The sequence below is a fragment of the Halomonas sp. genome (assembly GCF_029263665.1).
Taxonomy (GTDB): Bacteria; Pseudomonadota; Gammaproteobacteria; order Pseudomonadales; family Halomonadaceae; genus Halomonas.
This window is the reverse complement of sequence record NZ_JAJUFQ010000004.1, coordinates 200,490-221,125: the sequence shown is the minus strand read 5'-3', so window position 1 is coordinate 221,125 and position 20,636 is coordinate 200,490. Positions and strand designations below refer to the sequence as shown.

The 20,636-nt window shown below is 56.6% G+C and carries 19 protein-coding genes; 7 read left to right on the top strand and 12 right to left on the bottom strand.

All coding sequences use genetic code 11. The annotated features are described in order from the left end of the window. Positions 1–208 precede the first annotated feature (208 nt). The 4 genes from Q1K07_RS05825 (at position 209) to Q1K07_RS05810 (ending at position 3,828) form a co-directional block, all read left to right on the top strand. Entirely contained in the window at positions 209–1,345 is a 1,137-nt protein-coding gene (locus Q1K07_RS05825) for a TRAP transporter substrate-binding protein (RefSeq protein ID WP_300309164.1), read from the top strand. A gap of 71 nt (positions 1,346–1,416) precedes the next feature. After that, entirely contained in the window at positions 1,417–1,962 is a 546-nt protein-coding gene (locus Q1K07_RS05820; protein WP_300309163.1) for a TRAP transporter small permease, read from the top strand. A 2-nt stretch (positions 1,963–1,964) separates the two neighbouring features. Beyond that, positions 1,965–3,305, top strand: coding sequence for a TRAP transporter large permease (locus tag Q1K07_RS05815; RefSeq protein ID WP_300309162.1), 1,341 nt, complete (start codon positions 1,965–1,967; stop codon positions 3,303–3,305). A 40-nt stretch (positions 3,306–3,345) separates the two neighbouring features. Next, on the top strand, positions 3,346–3,828 hold the full coding sequence (locus Q1K07_RS05810) for a universal stress protein (RefSeq protein WP_300309161.1): 483 nt from the start codon (positions 3,346–3,348) through the stop codon (positions 3,826–3,828). Between the two features lie 106 nt (positions 3,829–3,934). On the opposite strand, the gene phnX is transcribed toward Q1K07_RS05810, so the two are convergent. The 3 genes from phnX to Q1K07_RS05795 form a co-directional block, all read right to left on the bottom strand. Further along, a complete protein-coding gene (phnX, locus tag Q1K07_RS05805) occupies positions 3,935–4,762 on the bottom strand; it encodes a phosphonoacetaldehyde hydrolase (RefSeq protein ID WP_300309160.1) in 828 nt (275 codons plus the stop codon). Between the two features lie 79 nt (positions 4,763–4,841). Beyond that, a complete protein-coding gene (locus Q1K07_RS05800) occupies positions 4,842–6,143 on the bottom strand; it encodes an MFS transporter (RefSeq protein ID WP_300309159.1) in 1,302 nt (433 codons plus the stop codon). A 71-nt stretch (positions 6,144–6,214) separates the two neighbouring features. Further along, positions 6,215–7,378: a 2-aminoethylphosphonate--pyruvate transaminase gene (locus Q1K07_RS05795; protein ID WP_366945028.1), complete on the bottom strand. Its 1,164-nt coding sequence runs from the start codon at positions 7,376–7,378 to the stop codon at positions 6,215–6,217. 142 nt (positions 7,379–7,520) lie between these two features. On the opposite strand from Q1K07_RS05795, the gene Q1K07_RS05790 reads away from it, so the two are divergent. Beyond that, positions 7,521–8,393: a LysR substrate-binding domain-containing protein gene (locus Q1K07_RS05790; protein WP_300309158.1), complete on the top strand. Its 873-nt coding sequence runs from the start codon at positions 7,521–7,523 to the stop codon at positions 8,391–8,393. Positions 8,394–8,599: 206 nt separating this feature from the next. Here the strand turns inward: Q1K07_RS05790 and Q1K07_RS05785 are convergent, their stop codons facing one another. The 6 genes from Q1K07_RS05785 to Q1K07_RS05760 form a co-directional block, all read right to left on the bottom strand. Continuing rightward, positions 8,600–8,812 carry a hypothetical protein gene (locus Q1K07_RS05785; RefSeq protein ID WP_300309157.1) on the bottom strand — a complete coding sequence of 71 codons (213 nt, stop codon included), beginning with the start codon at positions 8,810–8,812 and terminating at the stop codon, positions 8,600–8,602. A gap of 142 nt (positions 8,813–8,954) precedes the next feature. Further along, positions 8,955–9,476 (bottom strand): DUF417 family protein, encoded by a 522-nt coding sequence (locus tag Q1K07_RS05780; protein WP_300309156.1) that lies wholly within the window; start codon positions 9,474–9,476, stop codon positions 8,955–8,957. Between the two features lie 419 nt (positions 9,477–9,895). Next, positions 9,896–10,678, bottom strand: a complete 783-nt coding sequence (locus Q1K07_RS05775) for an IclR family transcriptional regulator (protein ID WP_300309155.1) — start codon at positions 10,676–10,678, stop codon at positions 9,896–9,898. A gap of 120 nt (positions 10,679–10,798) precedes the next feature. Then, on the bottom strand, positions 10,799–12,079 hold the full coding sequence (locus Q1K07_RS05770; RefSeq protein WP_300309154.1) for a TRAP transporter large permease: 1,281 nt from the start codon (positions 12,077–12,079) through the stop codon (positions 10,799–10,801). Between the two features lie 11 nt (positions 12,080–12,090). Next, a complete protein-coding gene (locus Q1K07_RS05765; protein ID WP_300309153.1) occupies positions 12,091–12,744 on the bottom strand; it encodes a TRAP transporter small permease in 654 nt (217 codons plus the stop codon). Then, entirely contained in the window at positions 12,744–13,973 is a 1,230-nt protein-coding gene (locus Q1K07_RS05760) for a TRAP transporter substrate-binding protein (RefSeq protein WP_300309152.1), read from the bottom strand. The genes Q1K07_RS05765 and Q1K07_RS05760 overlap by 1 nt, the downstream gene beginning before the upstream one ends. Before the next feature lie 202 nt (positions 13,974–14,175). Between Q1K07_RS05760 and Q1K07_RS05755 the strand changes: the two genes are divergently transcribed. Together Q1K07_RS05755 and Q1K07_RS05750 are read left to right on the top strand one after the other, a co-directional pair. Next, positions 14,176–15,963 carry a choline dehydrogenase gene (locus tag Q1K07_RS05755; protein ID WP_300309151.1) on the top strand — a complete coding sequence of 596 codons (1,788 nt, stop codon included), beginning with the start codon at positions 14,176–14,178 and terminating at the stop codon, positions 15,961–15,963. A 39-nt stretch (positions 15,964–16,002) separates the two neighbouring features. Further along, complete coding sequence (locus Q1K07_RS05750; protein WP_300309150.1) at positions 16,003–17,118, top strand: putative sulfate exporter family transporter; 1,116 nt, start codon at positions 16,003–16,005, stop codon at positions 17,116–17,118. Between the two features lie 35 nt (positions 17,119–17,153). Here Q1K07_RS05750 and Q1K07_RS05745 read toward each other — a convergent pair whose 3' ends face one another. The 3 genes from Q1K07_RS05745 to Q1K07_RS05735 all read right to left on the bottom strand — a co-directional run bounded on the left by Q1K07_RS05745 (position 17,154) and on the right by Q1K07_RS05735 (position 20,486). Beyond that, positions 17,154–18,176, bottom strand: a complete 1,023-nt coding sequence (locus tag Q1K07_RS05745; RefSeq protein ID WP_300309149.1) for a beta-propeller fold lactonase family protein — start codon at positions 18,174–18,176, stop codon at positions 17,154–17,156. A gap of 170 nt (positions 18,177–18,346) precedes the next feature. After that, the gene (locus Q1K07_RS05740; RefSeq protein WP_300309148.1) at positions 18,347–19,351 is read right to left on the bottom strand and encodes a tripartite tricarboxylate transporter substrate-binding protein; all 1,005 of its coding nucleotides are present in this window, start codon (positions 19,349–19,351) and stop codon (positions 18,347–18,349) included. 226 nt (positions 19,352–19,577) lie between these two features. Next, a complete protein-coding gene (locus tag Q1K07_RS05735; protein WP_300309147.1) occupies positions 19,578–20,486 on the bottom strand; it encodes a LysR family transcriptional regulator in 909 nt (302 codons plus the stop codon). Positions 20,487–20,636: the final 150 nt, after the last annotated feature.

Here is a 20,636-nt window from a genome sequence, read left to right as displayed (position 1 = left end):
TGAATAAATCAGCACTTTCCTTATTGAGCTGTTTCGGAAATCCCCACCTTGTTACAGCTCGGCGCTATTGTCGAGTCTGACATGCATTCTGGCCCAATCGTTGATCAGCCACTGGTTCTATCGGGGGATCGGTCCACGGAGGAAAGTGGATGATGTCCCAATACAAGACCGTCGCCGTCTGGCGGCTCAACAACGATGGGAGGTCACTATGCACACTCAGGTCCTGGCGCAATCCAAGGTCTCGGCGCAAGCCAAGCCCCCGGTGCAAACCACGGTCTCGGTTCAGATCGATGCCGATCCAACCGGGTCGAGGGCCACATTGAACCGTAGTCGCAGTCAGCGGTTTCCACGAACCATCATGGGTGGTGCCATGGCTCTGGCATTGCTTGCCTTGAGTGCCCAGGCGAGTGCCGCGACCTGGAAGATGGCACTGGGCGATGCTGCTGGTGGCACTCAATATGAATTGGGCACGACCTTCGCCAAGTTGATCGAGGAGAAGACCGACGGCGAGATCAAGGTAGACCTGTTTCCTAATGGCCAACTGGGCAGTGAACAGGACACCGTGAACAATGCCAGCATGGGATTGCTCGATCTATCCGTGCTGGCGATCAACAACATTACCCCGTTTTCACCCACTGTCGGTGTCATGACCCTGCCATACGTCATCCGTAGTCCAGAGGATGCCAAGACGCTGACGCATGGAGACGTTGGCCAGGAAATGGTCGATAACACCATCCGTGATGCAGGAGTCCGGATTCTGGGTTGGGCCTACTCTGGTTGCCGTCGTCTGACCAACTCTGAGCGTCCGGTGGCAAATCCCGAGGACCTGAAAGGGATGAGCATCCGGGTACCGAAGAACGAGATCATGATTGCGGCCTATCAGGCCTGGGGCGTCAATCCCAACCCACTGGCCTGGTCAGAAACCTTCACGGCCCTGCAACAGGGTGTTGTCGACGGTCAGGACAATCCGTACATCACCATCAATGCGATGAAATTCTATGAGGTACAGAAATACGTCACTGACAGTTGCTATGTGTTCTCCATGGAACCGCTGATCATCGGTGAAGGAATGTTCCAGAGCCTTGATGAATCGCAGCAGCAGGCAGTGTTGGAGGCCGGTAAGGAAGCCACTGAGCACAGCTATGAATACCTGCTGGCCAAGGAAGACGAGATCAAGAAGAGCCTCGTCGATGAACACGGCATGGAAATCACCGAGCCAGCCGATGATGAGAAAGCCTGGGTCGATCAGGCGACCAGTATCTGGCCACAGTTCTATGACAGCATCGGAGGCAAGGAAAAGCTTGATGAAGCCCTGACGGCGCTGGGGCGTGAGCCAGCACCCTGAATACAGCAGTAGGCACCGCCGTCCTGTGAAGGGGCGGTGGTGATTGATGTTTCTCAGGGGGAACCTCCATCATGAAGCTTGTCTGGAAGCTGCTCGACAATCTCGAGAATATATTGTGCCAGCTGCTGCTGGTGACCTTCGTACTGCTGCTGTTCGCGCAGATCATGCTGCGCAACCTGTTCCATTACTCACTGCCCTGGGGCGATGAACTGGCTACCTATGCCTTCATATGGTTCGCCTATCTGGGGGCGGTCTATGCGGCCAAGAAATCGGCCCATAACCGGGTAACCTTTCAATTCCGCTTTTTCCCCCGCTGGGTGGAAACGGCCTGTGGCCTGCTGACGGATCTGATCTGGATCGTCTTCAACCTGGTCTTCATCTGGATGAGCTACGACTTCGTCTTCAACAAGATGAATGCCTTCTGGAAATCCCAGACCCTGGGGCTGCCGATGAAAGTCTTCTACGTCATCCTGCCCATCGCCTTCGTGGCCATGACCCTTCGTATCCTGCAGAACAACTATCTGCGTTTCATCAAGCATCGAGAACTTGAAGACCCCGATGCCGAAGCCATCGAAGAAGCCAAGGCAGCCGCTGTCGGCGGGAAGGAGGGGGACTGACCATGGATGCCAGTATCATCTATATCCTGTTCGGCGTATTTTTCCTGCTTCTGGTGCTGGGGGCGCCCATCACGGTGTCCTTGGGCGTGGCGGCATTAGCGACCTATCTGGCCCTGGATGCCAATCCCATGTCCTTTGTCCAGATTGCATTCACTTCGGTAGGTTCTTTTCCATTGATGGCGCTGCCGGCATTTATTCTGGCTGGAGCCCTGATGGAAGCGGCCGGGATATCCAAGCGCCTGGTGGACATTGCCGAGGCTTTCGCAGGCCCGGTCACGGGTGGGTTGGCGGCTGCTACCGTCTTTGCCTGCATGTTCTTCGGCGCCATTTCCGGATCGGGACCGGCCACGACGGCTGCTGTAGGCATGCTGATGATTCCTGCCATGGCCAATCGTGGTTACGAGAAGAGCTACGGTTCAGCCATCACGGCGTCTTCCGGTGGGCTGGGGGTCGTCATTCCGCCCTCCATTCCCATGGTCATCTTCGGCATTTCCGGCATGGGGCTGCAGCCACCTGCAGAAGCGATTGCTGAACACGGGACCTTTCAGACCCTGTCGATTCCCAAGCTGTTCATCGCCGGAATCGTCCCGGGCATGGTCATCGCCGCCTGTCTGTTGAGCGTCAATTACGTCATCTCCAAGCGCCGCGGTTACCGCGGGCTCAGTGATCGCTGGTCGGCCGAGACCATTTTCGGCAGCCTGAGGCGTGGCATCTGGTCGATTCTAGCGCCGGTGATCATTCTCGGTGGCATCTACAGCGGCCTGTTTACTCCGACGGAATCCGCGATTGTGGCGATTGCCTATACGTTGATCGTTGGCATCTTCCTGCACCGCGAGCTCAAGTGGAAACCCGCATTGAAGACGCTGGAGACCACGACCTGGATTACCGGCAGGGTGCTGTTGATTCTGTTCACGGCCACGGTGTTCGGGCGGTTGCTGGTGGAACACCGAGTACCTGCGATCATTGCCGAAAGCATGCTCAACATGACGGATAACGTCTATCTGATCTGGGCCATGGTCATTGCCTTTCTGCTGTTCGTTGGCATGTTCATGGAGACTCTGGCAGCGATCATGATCCTGACGCCGGTACTGCTGCCGATCATGTACATGCTGGGCATGGATCCAGTGCATGTGGGCATTGTTGTGGTCTGTGCCCTGGCCATTGGTTTCCAGACGCCACCGTTGGGTGAAAACCTGTTCGTGGCTTCGGGGATTGGTGGTTCCTCCATCGAGGAGATCTCGCTGAAGGCATTGCCCTTTGCGGCAGGCTCAGTATTTGCCTTGTTCCTGATTGCATATTTCCCGGAAATCTCGCTGTGGTTGCCGCGCCTGATGGGGTATTGAGCAGCCTGGAAAGGGACCCACAATAGAGAGGAGCCACGCCATGCCTACCTCCATTCGTCGATTGCTGTGTTGTCTCGGCCTGCGGGATGACTGCCATCAGGTGCTGGCGCATTCCCTGTGCCTGGCCCAGGCCACGGGTGCCGAGCTGCATGTGCTGCATGCCGTGAAGGCGCTGTCCGATGATGTGATGACGACGCTCAAGGCCAACATCCGTCAGCGCAAGACGCTGGAGGCGCTGATGGAGCAGCGCCTCGATCAGGCCCGTGACCGCCTGGAAACCTTTCTCGATGACTTCTGGGAGAGTCCGCTGGGAAAGACGCCCTCGCGGGAGATCATCAAGGCCCGGGTGGTCGTCGAAGGTTACCCCGCTGCGGAGATCATTCGCTATGCCACACGGCATGACTGCGACATGATTGTCATGGCCACCAACAAGCGCGGCTTCACCGCTTCCTATGCAGGCAAGGTCACCAAAGGGGTGATCAAGCGTGCCAGTGTTCCGGTTGTGGTAGTGCCTCCGGTATAGCCGTACCTTTGGTAAGACGTGTCCCTCAATGTCTGACGATCGCAGCATGAAGCAGGAGTAAGGAACAACAGCGACGGCGCGGCCGCCGCTGTTGTCTTCAGCGTACTCAAGCACCTTGGGGAGTCTCCCCGCGAGCCAGGCGAGCCTGGATATCTTCGATCACCTCTGGCAGGTCGGCGATGGTGTCAATGAAGTAATGGGCTCCTGCCGGCGCCAATTGCTCTCTGACGTGATCGCGCCGTACCGTCAATTCTTCCTCTGACAACTGCTCGAAGGCATGGTAGTCCAGCCCCATGGTATTGCCCGAACAGGTCAGAGCCACCGTCCACATTCCTGCTGCCCGACCTTCCAGCAATCCAGGGGCCGTGTCATCCACCTTGACGCAGGCTGCAACATCGCTGATCCCCAGGGCGATGACATTGGCCAGGGACTGAGCCGGATGAGGACGGCCATTGGGCACGTCATCCGTGGCTACCACGTGGTCGACCTTGAGTCCGTTTTCGCGAGCCAGCTCCACCACCTTGGCCATCACTTCTGCCGGGTAACCGGAGCAGGAACCAATCTTGATGCCTCGGTTGCGTAGTGCGGCAAGGGTGTCGAGGGTGCCAGGGATGACATCTGAATACTCGGCGACCTTTGCCACTTGTAGCGGCATGAAGCGCTGGTAGATGGCTGTCACATCATCATCGTTGGGCAAGTGGCCCTTGGACTCACGGTATCGCTCCGCAATGTCGGCATCATTGCACAGGGTACGAATATGATCCCACTTGCCCATGCCCATGGGGCCGCGAGCTTCTTCCAGGCTGATGTCGACACCGAATTCGGCAAATGCCTCGACGAAGATCTGGGTGGGAGCGAATGAGCCAAAATCGACCATGGTACCTGCCCAATCGAAGATGACAGCCTGGATGCTCTGTGGACGTGAGTATTGCATGTTGTGAATCTCCTTGGCTCTGTGGCCGGATATATCAGCTGAAAGTATCAGCGGTCTGTTGAAGGGTAATGACGGGACGTTATGCCGGTAGTGGGGTTGGGCGAAGGTTCCAGCGGCTGGCGGTAAGCAACATCGCTACCAGGGCCATTGCCGTGAAGAACATGAAGACGCTTTGTGAATCGAAGAAGCCGGGCAGAATGCCGCCCAGGATGGCACCGACAGAGCCACAACCATTGACAAAGCCAGAAGCTGTTGCGGCACTGCGACCACCAAAATCCACTGCTGCTGCACCACTGATCATCGAATCCGGGCCATAAAGCGTGAGTCCGATGACAAAGAGAATGGTGACTACCAGGATGACGTTGCCGCTGTTCATGGCGGGAACAAACAGCATCAACATGATGGCCAGCAGAATGAGGCTTAATGCACAGGCAGGAAAACGCTTGGCCCTAAACAGTTTGTCGGATACGAATCCAACCAGAATCGGACCAAACAGGCCGGCGACTTCGAAAGAGGTCGGGATGATGACCGCGGCCATCTTGCCGATTTGAGGCATGCGCTCGTAAACCATGAGCGGCCCCCAGAACAACAGGGCATAGCGAGCAGGCTTGAGCAGGAAATAGCAAAGGCCGAGAACCAGAATGGTACGACTCTGCATGACTTCCTTCAGGCTGGACAGCCATCCATTGCCGGCTACAGAGTTGCGTGTCGAGGCACCTGCAGGGCGGTTTTCATCGACCAGTGCCGGGTATCCGGCATCCTGCGGCCTGTTTCGCTGCAACAGCAGGAACAGAAGGGCGACACCAAGTACCACGATGGCAGAAGAGAAGAAGGCGAACCGCCAACTGCCAAAGATATGGTAGGCCCACCAGCCAGCAAAAGGTGAGGCGACCAATCCGCCAAAGGCATAGCAGGAGCTCCACAGACCCAGTACTCGTCCACGTTCCTGTGTCGTGAAGAAGCTGCTGAGGTTCTTGCATAGCCCTGACCAGCCAGTGGATTGCGCCAGTCCCTGTATCACCATGCAGGAGGCAAATATCGGCAGGGTAGCCATGGTTCCCATCATGATGGCAGCCAATGCCGAGATGATCAGGCCCCCGAATACCACTACGCGCGGACCGAATCGATCTGCTGCAACCCCCCAGGCAAACTGACCAATGGCATAGGCGGCGAGATATAGGGCATCCATCTGTGCCATCGTGGCCTTGTCGATGATGAAGGATGGGTCATCTTCGAAGCCGAGCTTGGCGACGGAAAAGGATTTTCGCGTGAAGTAGAAGGCGGCATAGGCCAGCCAGGTAATGGCGAATACCTGCATGCGCAGCCGTTGGATGCCGCCAGAGAATCCTGCGAGCGGCTTTGATGCTTTGTCATTGTTCATCGTGATCCTCGCACTGATCTGGTCGTTGTCGTTGTCGTTGTCGTTGAGATCTGAACAGGTGCGGTAGGTAGTCAGGGCTCGCAGGAATTGACGCCCATGGTGGTGAGACTTTCCTCGACATGGTCGAGTAGCTGGTGGATCACGCTGTCATCGATGTGACCAATGCAACCGATGCGGAAGCTCTCCGCTTCGGTCAACTTGCCTGGATAGATAATGAAGCCACATTGCTTCAGTGCGTCATAGAAGGCCTTGAAAGCGAAGTTCGGATGTTTGGGCGACAGAAAGGTGGTGATGATCGGTGATAACCACTTGTCTTCCAGCAGAGTCTTGAACCCCAGGGCGCGCATGCCGGATACTAGTACATCTCTGTTGCGCGTATAGCGTGCCTGGCGTCCTGCAACGCCACCTTCTTCTCGATGCTGCAGGAGTGCTTCGTAAAAAGCGACGACGGTATGGGTCGGCGGAGTGAAGCGCCATTGCCCGGTGCGTTCCATGTATTGCCACTGCTCGTGAAGATCGAGACTCAAGGAGTGTGAAGCTCCCCGGGCCGTGTCGAGCAGTTCACGGCGAATGATCACGAATCCGAAGCCGGGCACGCCCTCGATGCACTTGTTCGCCGAAGATACGATTACATCACAGGGTATCTCCTTGACGCTCAGCGGCACCGCGCCAAACGAACTCATGGCATCAACAATCAGTACACGCTGACGTGACTTGACCACTTCCGCTATCTGCCGCAGTGGATTGAGAATCCCGGAGCTGGTTTCACAATGGACAACGAATACCGACGTGATATCGAGATCGGCATCCAGTGTGCTGGCGACTTCTTCGGGAGACGGGGGCAGGTAGTCGCCCATATCAATGGTGACGATCTCGCGCCCGAGATACTGCATGATGGTGGCAGCGCGCTTGCCGTAGGCGCCGTTCATCAGCATCAGCGTTTTTCCAGATCGTGCAGTGGCACTGGACAGGGCTGCCTCGACAGAAAAAGTGCCGCTGCCCTGCATGGGGACGCAAACATATTCGGTGTCATCGGCATCGGCCATGTCCAGCAGCTGTCTGCGTATATCGTGGGTAATCGTGTTGAAGTCGCAGTCCCAGGAACCCCAGTCACGCAGCATGGCTTGTCGGGTTCGGATGGATGTGGTCAGTGGGCCGGGGGTAAGTAAATATCTGTCACCATTGGTCAGTACCATGTCGTTGTTGAGTGTTGGCACTGTCTTCATCTGGTTCATGATGCTCTCCTGGCAGAGTGATCGATGGCGTCATTCCGAGGATGGGTTCCACTGAAATGTCCCTGATCATCAAAGCAGGTAGCGAAATATCTATAAAATCGATTTATAGTATTTTAAAAATAAGCCAAGGTTATAACTGGGTATGGCAATTTCATATTCCCAACTGCGTGCCTTTCATGGTGTTGCGGTATATGGCAGCTTTACGCGAGCCGCACAGCGCTTGCACCTTAGCCAGCCAGCGGTCTCCGACCAATTGCGCAAGCTGGAAGAACATTACGGGGTACGCCTGTTTCATCGCACCAAGCGTGAAGTTCGCCTCACTGATATTGGCCAGCAGCTACTGGCGGTGACCCAGCGATTGTTTGACGCTGCCGACGAAGCGGAAGATCTGCTTGTCCACTCACGAGAACTGCGCACGGGTAGTCTGACACTGGCGGTGGACTCTCCGGTACATGCCTTGCCGTTGATGTCGGCCTTTCAAGCACGCTATCCCGATATCCAGATCCGTCTGATCACTGGTAATACCGATGAAGCCCTGGCACGTCTTGAGCGTCATCAGGCTGACTTCGCCATTGTTGGGCGTGAGCCGGCAGCAGCCGATCTGTTGACCATGAAGTTGAGCAGCAGCCCGCTGGTGGCTTTTGTCGCGTTGCAGCACCCTTGGGGGCAGCGCGATAGTGTCACTCTCGAAGAGCTCGGCAATGTGTCATTGGTACTTCGGGAGCGAGGCTCAATGACACGTCAGTTGATCGAGCAGGAGTTGCACCGTGCGGGGGTGACGCCTCAAGTTGCCTTCGAGGCAGAAGGTCGCGAGGCCGTCATGGAGTTGGTTGGTGCAGGGCTTGGTGTTGGCGTGGTATCGGGTGCAGAAGCTCCGCGTCATGAAGGGATTCGCATTCTTTCCATCGATGATGCCGAGGTTCAGATGGTTGAAACGCTGGTTTGCATGAAGAGCCAGAGTGAGCGCCGCCTGATTGCTGCATTGTTACATGAGGTGGAGCAACTCGAAACCTGAGTGGCTTCGCCCATGGGCTTGAATATGAGGAATTGCCACTCGTTCATGTTGTCGATAACCAATGACATCCTGCGAGCGTTGAAGGGACGAGCTGAAGGAACGTGTGAAGAAAGGTTTGTTGATATTCATGAAAGACATCAGGCCACCGGAAGAGAGGGTGGCCTGATGATGTTCGTAGTTCGCTTTCTACAGAAAAACCGACAGACTTAATTGTCTGAGATGGCTTCCAGAAGCAGCATCTTGATCGCTGCAACCTGATTTTCCAGGGAGGTCAAACGGTCTTCAGCAGACATATTGGATGTGTCTTGGGTCTCGCTCAGTGTTGCTTGAGCTTCCTGGAGTGCTGCTGAGTCCATGGCAAAGGCACCACCAGTTGCCAGAAGGGAAACGAGAGCAGTTGCAATAAGAGATTTCTTCATTATCTGAATCCTTTTTTCAATATGGTACCTGGTTCTCCAGGTCATTCATGCTAGATGCTTCATGTGCCAGAGCACGGTTTCACGAATTCCAGCCAGCCGATATGGTGTGGCATGGTACTTGGTTGATGTACCCAAGTATTCCTTACAGGTTGAACTCAAAATTTTCTGAATTTTTTTCAATGATCTGTACCGCACTATCGGCCACTACGCACAGGGCTGCGCCGAGCAGCACGATATCCTTGAACAGGAAGCTGCCAAGCAGGGACGGGAAAGGCAATATATTGCCGCTGCTACTGCTGATGTGCAGGACTCCTGGTGCGCTCAGAAGAAAGGTAATCGTTGTCAGAAAGACGGCAGAGGCAATGATGCCTCCCGCCAGAGAGGCTTTGGGTGAAATTGGGTACAAGGCCAGAAGAATGCCGGCGACGATCTCAACACTGCCAATCAGAACGGATGCCTGATGGATATCAAGGAAACCGTACAGCCAGGAAATCAGAGGAGAAGAGCTGATGATGCCCCTGATAGCATGTGCCTCATCCGGGTGAAACTTGAAGACTCCAATCCATAATAGCGTGATAGCGACACCATACAGTGAGATGTAAAACCCTAGCTTGTGCATTGAAATGCTAGGCGAGACTTCCGTATCGTTTTCTATATCACTCATGGTTATGGTCCTGAAATACACTCTTGTAGTAATGCTTTACATGCCGAAATGTCGAAAAGACGCTGAAAAAGAGTTCATATTCCTTGGCGTCATGTTGTTTAGACGCCAAGTCAAGATGCATCCTTACAGCACAGTCGACAGAAATGTTGTATTGATATGTGTTGGCGACAGAGCATTGGGTAGGATCAGCCATCATGCTTAAAGGGCCTGATGCATGCTTTTGTAGCAATGCGTCAGGCACAGAAAGAGAGGCATTGGTAAGGGGGTATGGTCGACAAGGGCGAGTCGACCAGCGTCACTGAATTCGGGGCGGGTTCAGGACCTACCAACAACTCATGTTGGCACCCTGGTTCTGGCTGCTCTGACTTCAGCGCATATCCGTCATCAAGCTGAGTTGTCATGGCGGTTGGGCGAAATAACTAGCTATCACTCCATAGCGTGTCTTGCAGGTTACCTGCAATGCGCCGCATCAGCGGTACCCATTCCTTGAGACTGTCAATGCTGTGGCGCAGGCGTGGGGCATGAATGGCCAATGCCGCCTGGATGCGTCCCGCCTGGTCGTAGACCGGGACGGCCACGGCAACCATGCCCTGGATGAACTCCTCATCGTCGATGCTGAGTTCATCCTCAGCAATGCGCTCCAGGCGCAGCTCAAGTTCCTGGATGTCGGTGGCGGTATAGGGCGTATAGTCCTCCAGCGTAAGATGCTTGAACAGGCTTCTGCGCTGTGCTGGCGGCATCAGGGCCAGGAACAGCTTGCCGCTGGCGGTGCAATGCAAGGGCAGCAATGACCCGGGGGGGAGCTGGATACGCACCGGCCAGTTGGTCTCGACCCTTTCGTAGTACAACACTTCATGACCGTGCAACAGGGTCAGGTTGCAGGTCTCCCCGACCTCATCGGCAAGGCGCTTGAGTTGCATGCGGCAGGGTGCCTTGAGGCTTTCATTGGCCAGCACCCCCATGGCCATTCTGTGCAGTCGCTCACCAGGTAGCAGGTGACGACCTTCCACATCCTTTACCACCAGTGCCTGTTCTTCCAGTTGCTTGAGCAGGCGATGCAGGGTTGGCTTGGGAATATCGAAACGACGCTCCAGGTCCGCTGCACTGAGACCATGGGGAGTGGTGGCGATGGCTTCCAGCAGCATCAGGCCGCGTTGCAGGGTGGAGTTGGTGGTGTTGCGGCTGGGGCTGTCGGTGGGCATGGGCGGTCCTTGCTCGTCGTGAAGCACTGCAGATTTATTCAGCGCTTCCTCAGATAGAAGATTGGCTGCACAGATGCCTATGATAACGCGGTAAATGGCATGCCGGGTGACAACTCCCGCTCAGGGAGATGCCACCAGGAACAAGGACAGCTCCGGCCACAGTGAGATGGTGATCCAGCATGCCATCAGGGCGAGGAAGTAGGGGATGACAAACTTGACCAGGCGTAGATAAGGAATGCCGGTAATACTGCTGGCCACATACAGGTTGAGGCCGAATGGCGGCGTGATGAAGCCGATGGCCGCTCCGACCAGGAAGATCACGGCGAAGTGAATCGGGTCGATACCGACATTCTGGGCGATGGGAGCCAGGATCGGCGCCAGAATAATGGTGACGGGCAAGCTCTCCAGAATCATGCCGGCAAGCAGGATGATCAGCATGCAGGCGGCAAGGATCAAGTAGCGGTTGCCCAGGCCAGTGAGCAGATCCTCCAGCAACTGGCCGGCACCCAGCACGGACAGCAACTGCTGCATGACCACGGAGATGGCGATCAAGGGCGCCAGCATGCCGGCAATCTGGCCGGAACGCAGCATGATGCTGGGCAGGGCAGTAAGACGGATCTCTCGGGTAATGGCCAGGCCGGCGATCAGGGTGAAGCCCACGGTGATGGCGGCAGCTTCGGTAGGGGAGAACATTCCCGAGTAGATGCCATACAGCACCACACCAATGGTCGCGAATCCCAGGTAGGCACGGCGGGCAAAGCGCGCGCTGGTACCCGCTCGGAAAGGTATCAGGGTTCCCCAGCCGTGTCGTCGGGATACCAGGTGGCAGGCCAGCATCATACCCAGCACCATCATCGCACCAGGGATCATGCCGGCAATGAACAGATCACTGATCGACAGGTTCATCATGAAGCCATAGACAATGAAGATGATGCTGGGAGGGATGATGATGCCAACGGTACCGCCAGAAGCGGCGGTGGCGGCAGCGAAACGCTCATCATAGCCATTCTTGATCATTTCGGGCTGCATGATCGAGCCGATGGTTGCTGTTGTCCCCGCATTGGAGCCGGAGATGGCAGCGAACAGGCCACAGGCACCGAGAGAGGCCATGCCCATGCCTCCACGTAGCCAGCCGGTAATTGAGTAGGCAAAGTCTGACAAGCGCTTGGCAATTCCGGCGGCGTTGATCAGGTCTCCGGTGAGAATGAAGAGTGGCAAGGCCAGCAGGCCAAAGAAGCTCAGGCCCTGGAACAGGGTGACGCCGATATTGGCCAGAGTGAAGTCAATGATCAGGCTGGTGCCGACCACCCACAGGCCAATGACCAGGAAAATGGGAACTCCCAACAGGAAGCAAAGGGTACAGCCGGCCGTCGTCAGGCCGATCAGAATGCCGTCAGTCATCTCTTGGCCTCCTAATCCATGATCGAAGGTTGCAGATTGAAGGGTTCTCGACGCCGGTAGCGACGAATGTCGATGATCAGGTTCTGCATGACCCGGATGAGGATCAGTATCCAGGCCAATGGTGTGGCGAGGTAGAACCACCACTGCATGACGTTGTCGGTACCGGGAACAATGGCAAAGTTCATGCGTGCCAGCGCGACCTGATCGAGGGTGAAGTGAATGACCATGGCGCCGAAGCCGACCCACAGCACTGCATCCAGCAATTGGCACAGGAACTGCCCGGTATAGGGTAGGCGCATGCGTATTTCGTTGAGCGACAGGTGGCTGCGCTGCTTGACGTTCAGGGAAGCGCCGAACCAGGTCAACCACAGGAACAGCAGGATCGGGATGCTGGTGCTCCATGAGGCCTGCTGGCTGAAAACGAAGCGCCGGATGACCTCGACAAAGATGATGCCAGCCATACCGCTATATGCCACCAGGATGACGCACTTTTCCAGATTGGCATCAAGCCATCTGAGCGGTATCAGCCAGCGTGATGCGGCTGATCCGGGAATGCTCTGGGATGTTTCATCGCTGCCCATGGGTCTGCTCTGGTTCTGGCTTGCATGATGGTAGCTGCTGGAAGCGTGGCTAGTGGACGGGGGGCTGGAAGGAAATGAGTGCATCAGGCCCTCCACCAGCGTTTCGGCGCCACATTGACGGCTGCCAGGTCCTTGGGAACCTCTCTGGCCAGGGCATAGATTTCTTCATAGACATCAATGTCTCCAGCCCAGCTGTTGAGACGCTCTCGCCACTGTTCCCAGGGCTCCGGGTTGAACTTTGGTGCACAGCGCTGTTCGGCTTCGGCCCGGACTTCATCCGACAGCGGCGCGACGCGGACATTGTTCGTGGCAAATACGGTGCCGGCGGCGGGGTGCTCGGTAGCGCCCACGATTTCGAAGCGCCCGCCTTCATTCATGCCCTGGGTGTAGATTTGCGCGGTATAGGCGGATTCCATGACCTGGTCCTGAAGTTCGGAGCCGAGGCTATCGAACTTGGGCAGGCTCATGGCAGTGTGCTCTGTACCAGCAAAGAAGCGCAGGTCGACGGCTTGGGAGATGACGGGGGCCATGCCGGCATAGGCGACGGCGCTCATCCATGTCTCGGCACCATCCAGCAAGCCTTGGCGCAGTCCATCGAGGGTCTCTTCCCAGGCCACGGGTACCGGGTTCAGGCCGAGCTGTTCCATGGCGATGCGACCCAACTGGGTGCCGGTGACTCGGTTCTTGGTGCCTTGCAGGTCGTCCAGACTGGTGACCAGAGGTCTGTCCTTCCACTTCAGGCCCATCATCAAGCCGCGCAAGTCACAGTGAGTGAACAGGAACTGCAATTGATGGCGCTGGCGCAAGGGCTCGCGCAGCAGCTTCTCGCTGCGTGGGTCGTAGAAGAAGTGGAACATCGAGGCCACGGTGGGGAACAGGTAGGCGAAGTCCAGGACGTTGAGGTAAGGCGCGCCACCTGCGGAGTTCTGCGTCGAAGCCGAGAAGATATCGACGATCCCCTGTTGTGTCTTGCTGACGCAGTCGAGCTGATTACACACCTCATTGCTGCCCATGAACTCCACCCGGATGGCTCCGTTGGTGCGCTCTTCCAGGTCGCGGGCAAAGAACAGCTGACCCGATTTCTGTATCTGCAGATTGCGCTCATTGAAGCCTGAAGCACCGAAGCGGAGCTGGAACTTGGGCTCGGTCTGGTAGCGACGCTGCTGCTCTTTCTCGGCTGCCCGGGCCAGGCTGGATGCACTAAGGCCTGCACCAAGCCCCGTGACGGCCAAGAGGGTGGAAGTGAGGCCGAATCGGCTGGATATATCGAGGAAATCGCGACGCGATAGCGCCGAGTGCTGGCGTGAAGACATGGTGCGCCTCTCGGATGTTGTCGTTGTGATCTCAGTCAGCGAGTGCTGCCGGATCTCGGAGGGACCGCTTTTCCATCTTCAACATAGAAGCCGATTTTTCATTCATCAAGAAAAATGAGAATATTTGTCTCAATATTGATGTTTTATATCTTTGTGCTCATATTATTTGGAACAATATGTATCGCTAAAATGGTTGTGTGCCATGACATCATCGCAACGCGTGACCTTCGATCGACACGAGGACGGGGCTGGACACATGGAAAACCCTCGTCATATGGAGAACTCTCAAGACGTGGGCGGAACGCTGGAGCGCTTTGACTACGTGATCATCGGGGCCGGCTCGGCTGGCTGTGTACTGGCCAATCGGCTCAGCGAGGATCCACAGGTTTCGGTGCTGTTGCTGGAAGCGGGAGGCTCTGACTGGAACCCCTGGATTCATGTGCCGGTCGGGTATTTCAAGACCATGCATAACCCGGCTACTGACTGGTGCTATCTGACCGACCCGGACGACGGTATCAACGGGCGGCGCCTGCAATGGCCAAGAGGCAAGGTACTGGGCGGCTCAAGTTCGCTGAATGGATTGTTGTACATTCGCGGCCAGCGCCAGGACTACGATGACTGGGCTGCGGCAGGCAACCACGGTTGGGACTACGCCTCGGTACTGTCGTATTTCAAGAAATCGGAATGCCAGGAGCGCGGCGCAGATGAGTTTCATGGGATCGATGGGCCGCTGAAAGTCTCTGACCTGCGCTTGCGAAGAGAGATTGCCGAGCGCTTCATTATGGCGGCCAAGGCCGCAGGTATTCCGGAAAACCCGGATGTGAATGGCGCTAGCCAGGAAGGCGTAGGGTACTTCCAGCAGACATCCTACAAAGGTTTTCGTTGTTCCACTGCCAAGGCATTTCTGCGCCCGGCGATGTCGCGCCCCAACCTGACATTGATCAAGCGTGCCCACTGTCAGAAGTTGCTGTTTGCCGATGATCTGTTTGGCGATGAACGGTGCTCAAACGAAGGAACCAGCGAGGTGAAGGGCACGGGGGATGTCTCATCCTGCTCAGCCAGCAAGCGAATCGCGGGCGTGGAGTTCGTGGTGGATGGCGCCCGACGGCGAGTACAGGCGCAGCGTGAGGTGCTGCTGTCCAGCGGGGCGATTGGTTCACCGCAGATTCTGCAATGCTCGGGTATTGGTGACCCGCAGCATCTGAACAGTGTCGGCGTGACTTGCCGCCATGCCTTGCCCGGCGTCGGGGAGAATCTTCAGGATCATCTGCAGGTTCGTCTGGTGTTCAAGACTCGCTGTCGAACGCTGAACGATGAAGTGCGCCACCCCCTGAGGCGTCTGGCGGTCGGTGCACAATACCTGCTTTCCCGCACCGGCCCGCTGACGCTGGCGGCCAGTCAGGTGTGCGTGTTCACCCATTCAAGGGAAGGGCTGTCGCGGCCGGATATCCAGTTCCACATGCAGCCGCTGTCTGCCGACAAGCCTGCCGAAGGCGTGCATCCGTTTTCCGCCTTCACTTCTTCGGTATGCCAGTTGCGTCCCACCAGCCGTGGCTCGATACGTATCACCAGTGCTGATGCTTCGGTCTATCCGTCGATTCAGCCACGCTACTTGAGTACCGCAGAAGACCAGCGTGTGGTCGTTGATGCCATCAGGGTGGCACGACGCATAGCCATGCAGGCGCCATTGGCCGAGGTGATCAGCGAAGAATACGTTCCAGGTGCTGGCTACCAGAGTGATGAGCAATTGCTGGACGCTGCCCGCCAGTATAGCCAGACGATCTATCACCCCGCCGGTACCTGCAAGATGGGACAGGATGGCATGGCCGTGGTCGACGAGCGGCTGCGGGTTCGTGGGCTTGAAGGATTGCGGGTAGTGGATGCCTCGATCATGCCGGTGATCGTGTCCGGCAACACCAATGCGCCGACCATCATGATTGCCGAAAAAGCGGCCGACATGATCAAGCAGGACTGCCTGGCCCGATCATGAACCTGGTTCTGGTCCTAACGTGCAGGATCGAGCTCCACCATGATCGGTGTCACTTCGTTTCTGTCCGAGGATGCCGCCATGCCACATTCCCCGACGTCGACTGCCACCAATGCGCCGAGTTCCGCCTGGCAGCGCCGCCTGGACCCGCTGCGCCAGAAGCTTCCCGGGGTGATGATCTGTATCACCATCGCCCTGGCCACGACCTTCATTGCCGATCACTACGGTGGTCCAACGCTGTTGTATGCGTTGTTGTTCGGCATGACACTGCACTTTCTTACGGAACAAGGCCCATGTCTTGCCGGGGTCGAGTTTGCCGCACGCACCATTCTGCGTATCGGTGTGGCGTTACTGGGTGTACGAATTACCCTGGAGCAGGTGGCGCAGTTGGGTATCGGGCCAGTGGTGACCGTGGTGGCGGGCGTCATGCTGACGATAGCGGCGGGCGCAGTGCTGGCTCGACTCATGGGGCTTTCGCGTGACCTGGGGCTGTTGACCGGTGGCGCTGTCGCCATCTGTGGCGCTTCGGCTGCTCTGGCCTTGTCTGCGGCCATGCCGCGTGATGAACATAGCGAGCGCAACACCATTCTCACTGTTGTCGGCGTCACGACGCTGTCCACGGCTGCCATGGTGCTGTATCCCTTGCTGGTCGGGGCGTTGGAGCTGTCTCATGTCGATGCCGGTATCTTCCTCGGCGGCACCATTCATGATGTGGCACAGGTGGTTGGGGCGGGGTATATCATCTCGGACCAGACCGGCGATGTGTCCACCTTTGTCAAACTGCTGAGAGTGGCCATGCTGGTACCGGCAGTGATGGTGTTCATGCTGCTGTTCCGTCGGGCGCGGGTTAGTGACGAGAACCGTCAAGAGAACAGCGAAGGGCGCGGCAAGGTGCCCATGTTCCCGCTGTTCCTGATGGCCTTCGTGGTGCTGGTGCTGATCAACAGCCTCGGGGTGATTCCCCAGGTCATGGTCGATGGCATGACCGACCTGTCGCGCTGGTGCCTGGTGACTGCCATTGCGGCCCTGGGGATCAAGACATCGTTCCAGAAGCTTGCCGTGGTGGGCTGGAAGCCTGTCATCCTGATGCTGGCCGAGACATTGTTCCTGCTGGCTGTTGTGCTTGTGTGTCTCTATACCGGAGTGGCTGACTGGTAGTTTTGGTACCGACAGGTCTTGTGCTGATGAGTCCTTTATATGGCCTCGACCCAGTCGGGGCTGCCGCCAAGTTCAAGGCGGGCGAGCGACTCAAGTCGGCCAGTATTCACCTGGTATAGCGTGACATGGTTTGATGCCTGCCCGGCGGCCAGAAGATAGTGGCCACAAGGAGAGAGATCGAAGCCGCGGGGCTGGGTTTCTGTCGCGCATTCATCGTGGTAGGCCAACTCGCCGTGTTCCTCTTCGACGCTGAATGAGGTCAGCAGCGAACTATTGCGTTCCGAGGCGTAGAGGAACCTGCCGTCGGTACTCAGCTTGAGTTCGGCTGCCCAGTAGTTTTCGTGCTCCCCCTTGCTGATCAGGACCTTCTGTCGGAAGGCCATCCGTGCAGAAGCGCTGTCATAGTCGAGCAGGGTAATCGAACCATCCAGTTCGCCCAGCACATACATTCTGTTGCCTTCCGCGTTGAAGACGATATGGCGTGGCCCTGTGCCATCCGGAAAACGATAGTGGTCGACGCTCTGGAAGCCGTGCACCGGATCGAAATTCAGGCAGTAGAGCAGGTCGCCTCCCAGGCTGGTGGCCATGACGTGTCTACCGTGGGTGTCATGCATCACCGCATGGGCGTGGGGCTGGGTAGCGAACTGGAAAGAGGAGTAGGAGGCGGTACCGGCCGACGGAAGACTGTCCGCCGCGATCAGGTGTTCGCCGTAGGAGGCGCCGAAGAGATAGTCACCCGTTGCGCTGAGGGCGATATACGCCATGCTGGCGGATAGCGGTCGACTGTCCATGAAAGCCAATTCCCGGGTGGTCGCGTCAATCGCATAGCGTGCCGCCAGCAGAGGCGCCCCCCGCGATGCTGCATACAGGTAGTGCTGGTCAGCACTGATGCAGAGCGGAAGACTGCCACCCGCCTTGGTCACGTCCGCTAGATGAGTGCGCTGGCGTAATGTCAGTGTCTGAGTATCGGGGTCGTAGACCACCAGGCAGATATCGCTGGCTGCTCCACAGCCAACATAGAACGTCACCGGATCATGCGATGCCTGCTGCTGGCTCATGCTGGTCTCCTGCTTTAGCGGTTCGAGTATAGTTGATAATACATACTATTATTTATATGGCATTCCAAGGCAACGATTCACGATCATGGCCTATGTGATGGCAGGATCACCCTGCCATACATAAGGGCCAGGGTGATCCTGTGAAGCTGAAAAGATGCGCTTGTGCTGGGTTATCGTGCGATACCAACGTCAGCAGAGATCTGGTCGATGGAGGCCACTTGATCCGCCACGAACTTGCTGAATGCTTCACCCGACAGATGGAAGGGCATCAGACCGTTATCGAGCATGACCTGTTTCCACTCATCGCTGTCGTAGACCGTATTCAAGGCATCCGCCCAATAGGCCTTGGCATCATCCGAAATCTCCGATGGGATGTAGAAGCCGCGCCAGTTGGCCCCGACGACATCGATGCCTTGCTCTCTGGCGGTCGGAATATCGGAGTACTCATCCAAAGGCAGGCGCTCTTCCGACAGCACGGCGAGTACCCGCAAGTCACCGGACTTGATGAAGCCGCGGGCTTCACTGATGTCGCCGGTAAAACCATCGACATGACCGCCGACTACCTGAGTCAGGGCTTCGCCACCACCATCGTAGGGCAGGTATTTGATGCTGCGTAGTTCTGGGACACCGGCCTTCTGGGCCACCATCAGCAATTTGAGGTGATCCCAACTACCTTTCGAATCACCACCGGAAAAGGTGACCGAATTCGGCGCTTCTCTCAGTGCATCCAGCAATTCATCGAGATTCTGATAGGGCGAGGAAGCGCCCACGGCGATGATGCCATAGTCGGCACCCAAAGCACTTACCCAGTCCACCATGTCCGCCGACATGCCTGGAAACAGCCCTTGGGCCAACCCGGCGGCAGTGGTGGTGGAAGCCGCAACCAGTAACTGAGCGTCGTCGCTGCGTTTGCTGACGACATGACCAAAGGCAACGCCTCCAGTCGCCCCGGCCATGTTGATGGTTTGCACGCTGGCGGGAACGAGATCCAGGTCTTGAAGGGTTCGGCCGACGGAGCGGCAGGTGAAATCCCAGCCGCCACCAGGGTTTGAAGGGGCAATACAATCGACCTTGCCGGACGGCTCAAAGCTCCAGGCAGAGGGAGCAAGAAGGAAAGAGGAAAGAAGTGTGCAGGCAAATGCTGCCGTGCGGGCAGGTTTCGTCAAGGTTGTCATGATATTTCTCTCGCTAGCGTGGCGTTGGTCTTGTTATTGAGTGATGGCTGCTTGTGTTATGGCTCTGTGCGTCACGACGGTTTGTGTCATGGATAGGTGTGTCACTGCTATGGAGGAGTGGCCTTCAAGAGAAGGCATCTCGACCATAGGAGGCCAACCAAGGAAAGAACATCACTAAATCACAAAGCAAGCTTTCGTGACGAACGAAGACGAAGGGTTTTTAATGTTAAGTCAATGGGTTACTTGACGTCGTCTTGGTCAGATGCAGAAACATGTGCTTGCTGATGGACGACAAGGTATCCACATCCTTTATTCCCACCACCAGCTCCCGGTGGGCCCAGTCATCCTTCAACGGCACGGTGCAGATGTTCAGGCTGGCCAAATGACTGCGCACGGACTTCTCCGGAAGCACGCCAATGCCCATGCCTCTGTCGATCATGTGCAGAATGCCTTCGAAACTTCTTACCTGAATGCGTGTATGCAGGCTCTTTTGCTGTTGCCTGGCCTGGCTGCTGACCAACTGGTGCAACGATGAACCCTGTTCCAGGCCAATGAAGTCATAGTCTGTGGCGGCGGCCAGAAAAATGGCCTCGTTCCCGGCGAGAGGGTGGTCCTGGGGAGTGACCAGTACCAGTTGATCGGTACGGTAAGAGAAAGTTTGCAGACCATCGGAGGGAATATGGCGGGAGAAGATGCCGATGTCGGTAAGATTGTCCTTCACTGCACTGATGACTTCTGTACTCAACTTTTCTTCGAGATCAATCTTGATGCCAGGGTACTCGGCAGAGAACTGTGCCAGATCATCAGGAAGAAACTGAATGACAGCTGAGGTATTGGCATGCAGGCGTACATGTCCTCTGACCCCTTCGCTGTATTCGCTGAGGTCTGCACTCAGGCGCTGTAATTGATCGAACACATTGCGCGCGTGATGCAGCATGGCATGCCCCGCAGGGGTGAGTTCGACCCCTCGTGGTCGGCGGTAGAGCAGGGGAGTACCCACCATGCTTTCCAGATCGCTGATGCGCTTGCTCACTGCGGCCAATGCCATGTTCTCGCGGTTGGCTGCTGCTGTCAGGCTACGTTCATCGGCAATGGCGATGAACAGCCGTAAAGTGATGAAGTCGAAGCGCATCATGAGGACATCTCCTGAAGCCAAGGCAAGTAGATACTCTGCGTACCAACCCTAGCCTTCGCAACAGGTGAAGGCCGCCTTGACCAATGCCTGATTGTGCCAAGGTCGTGTCAATCACACACTTTCAGCATGAATGACGGGAGAGGTGGAATA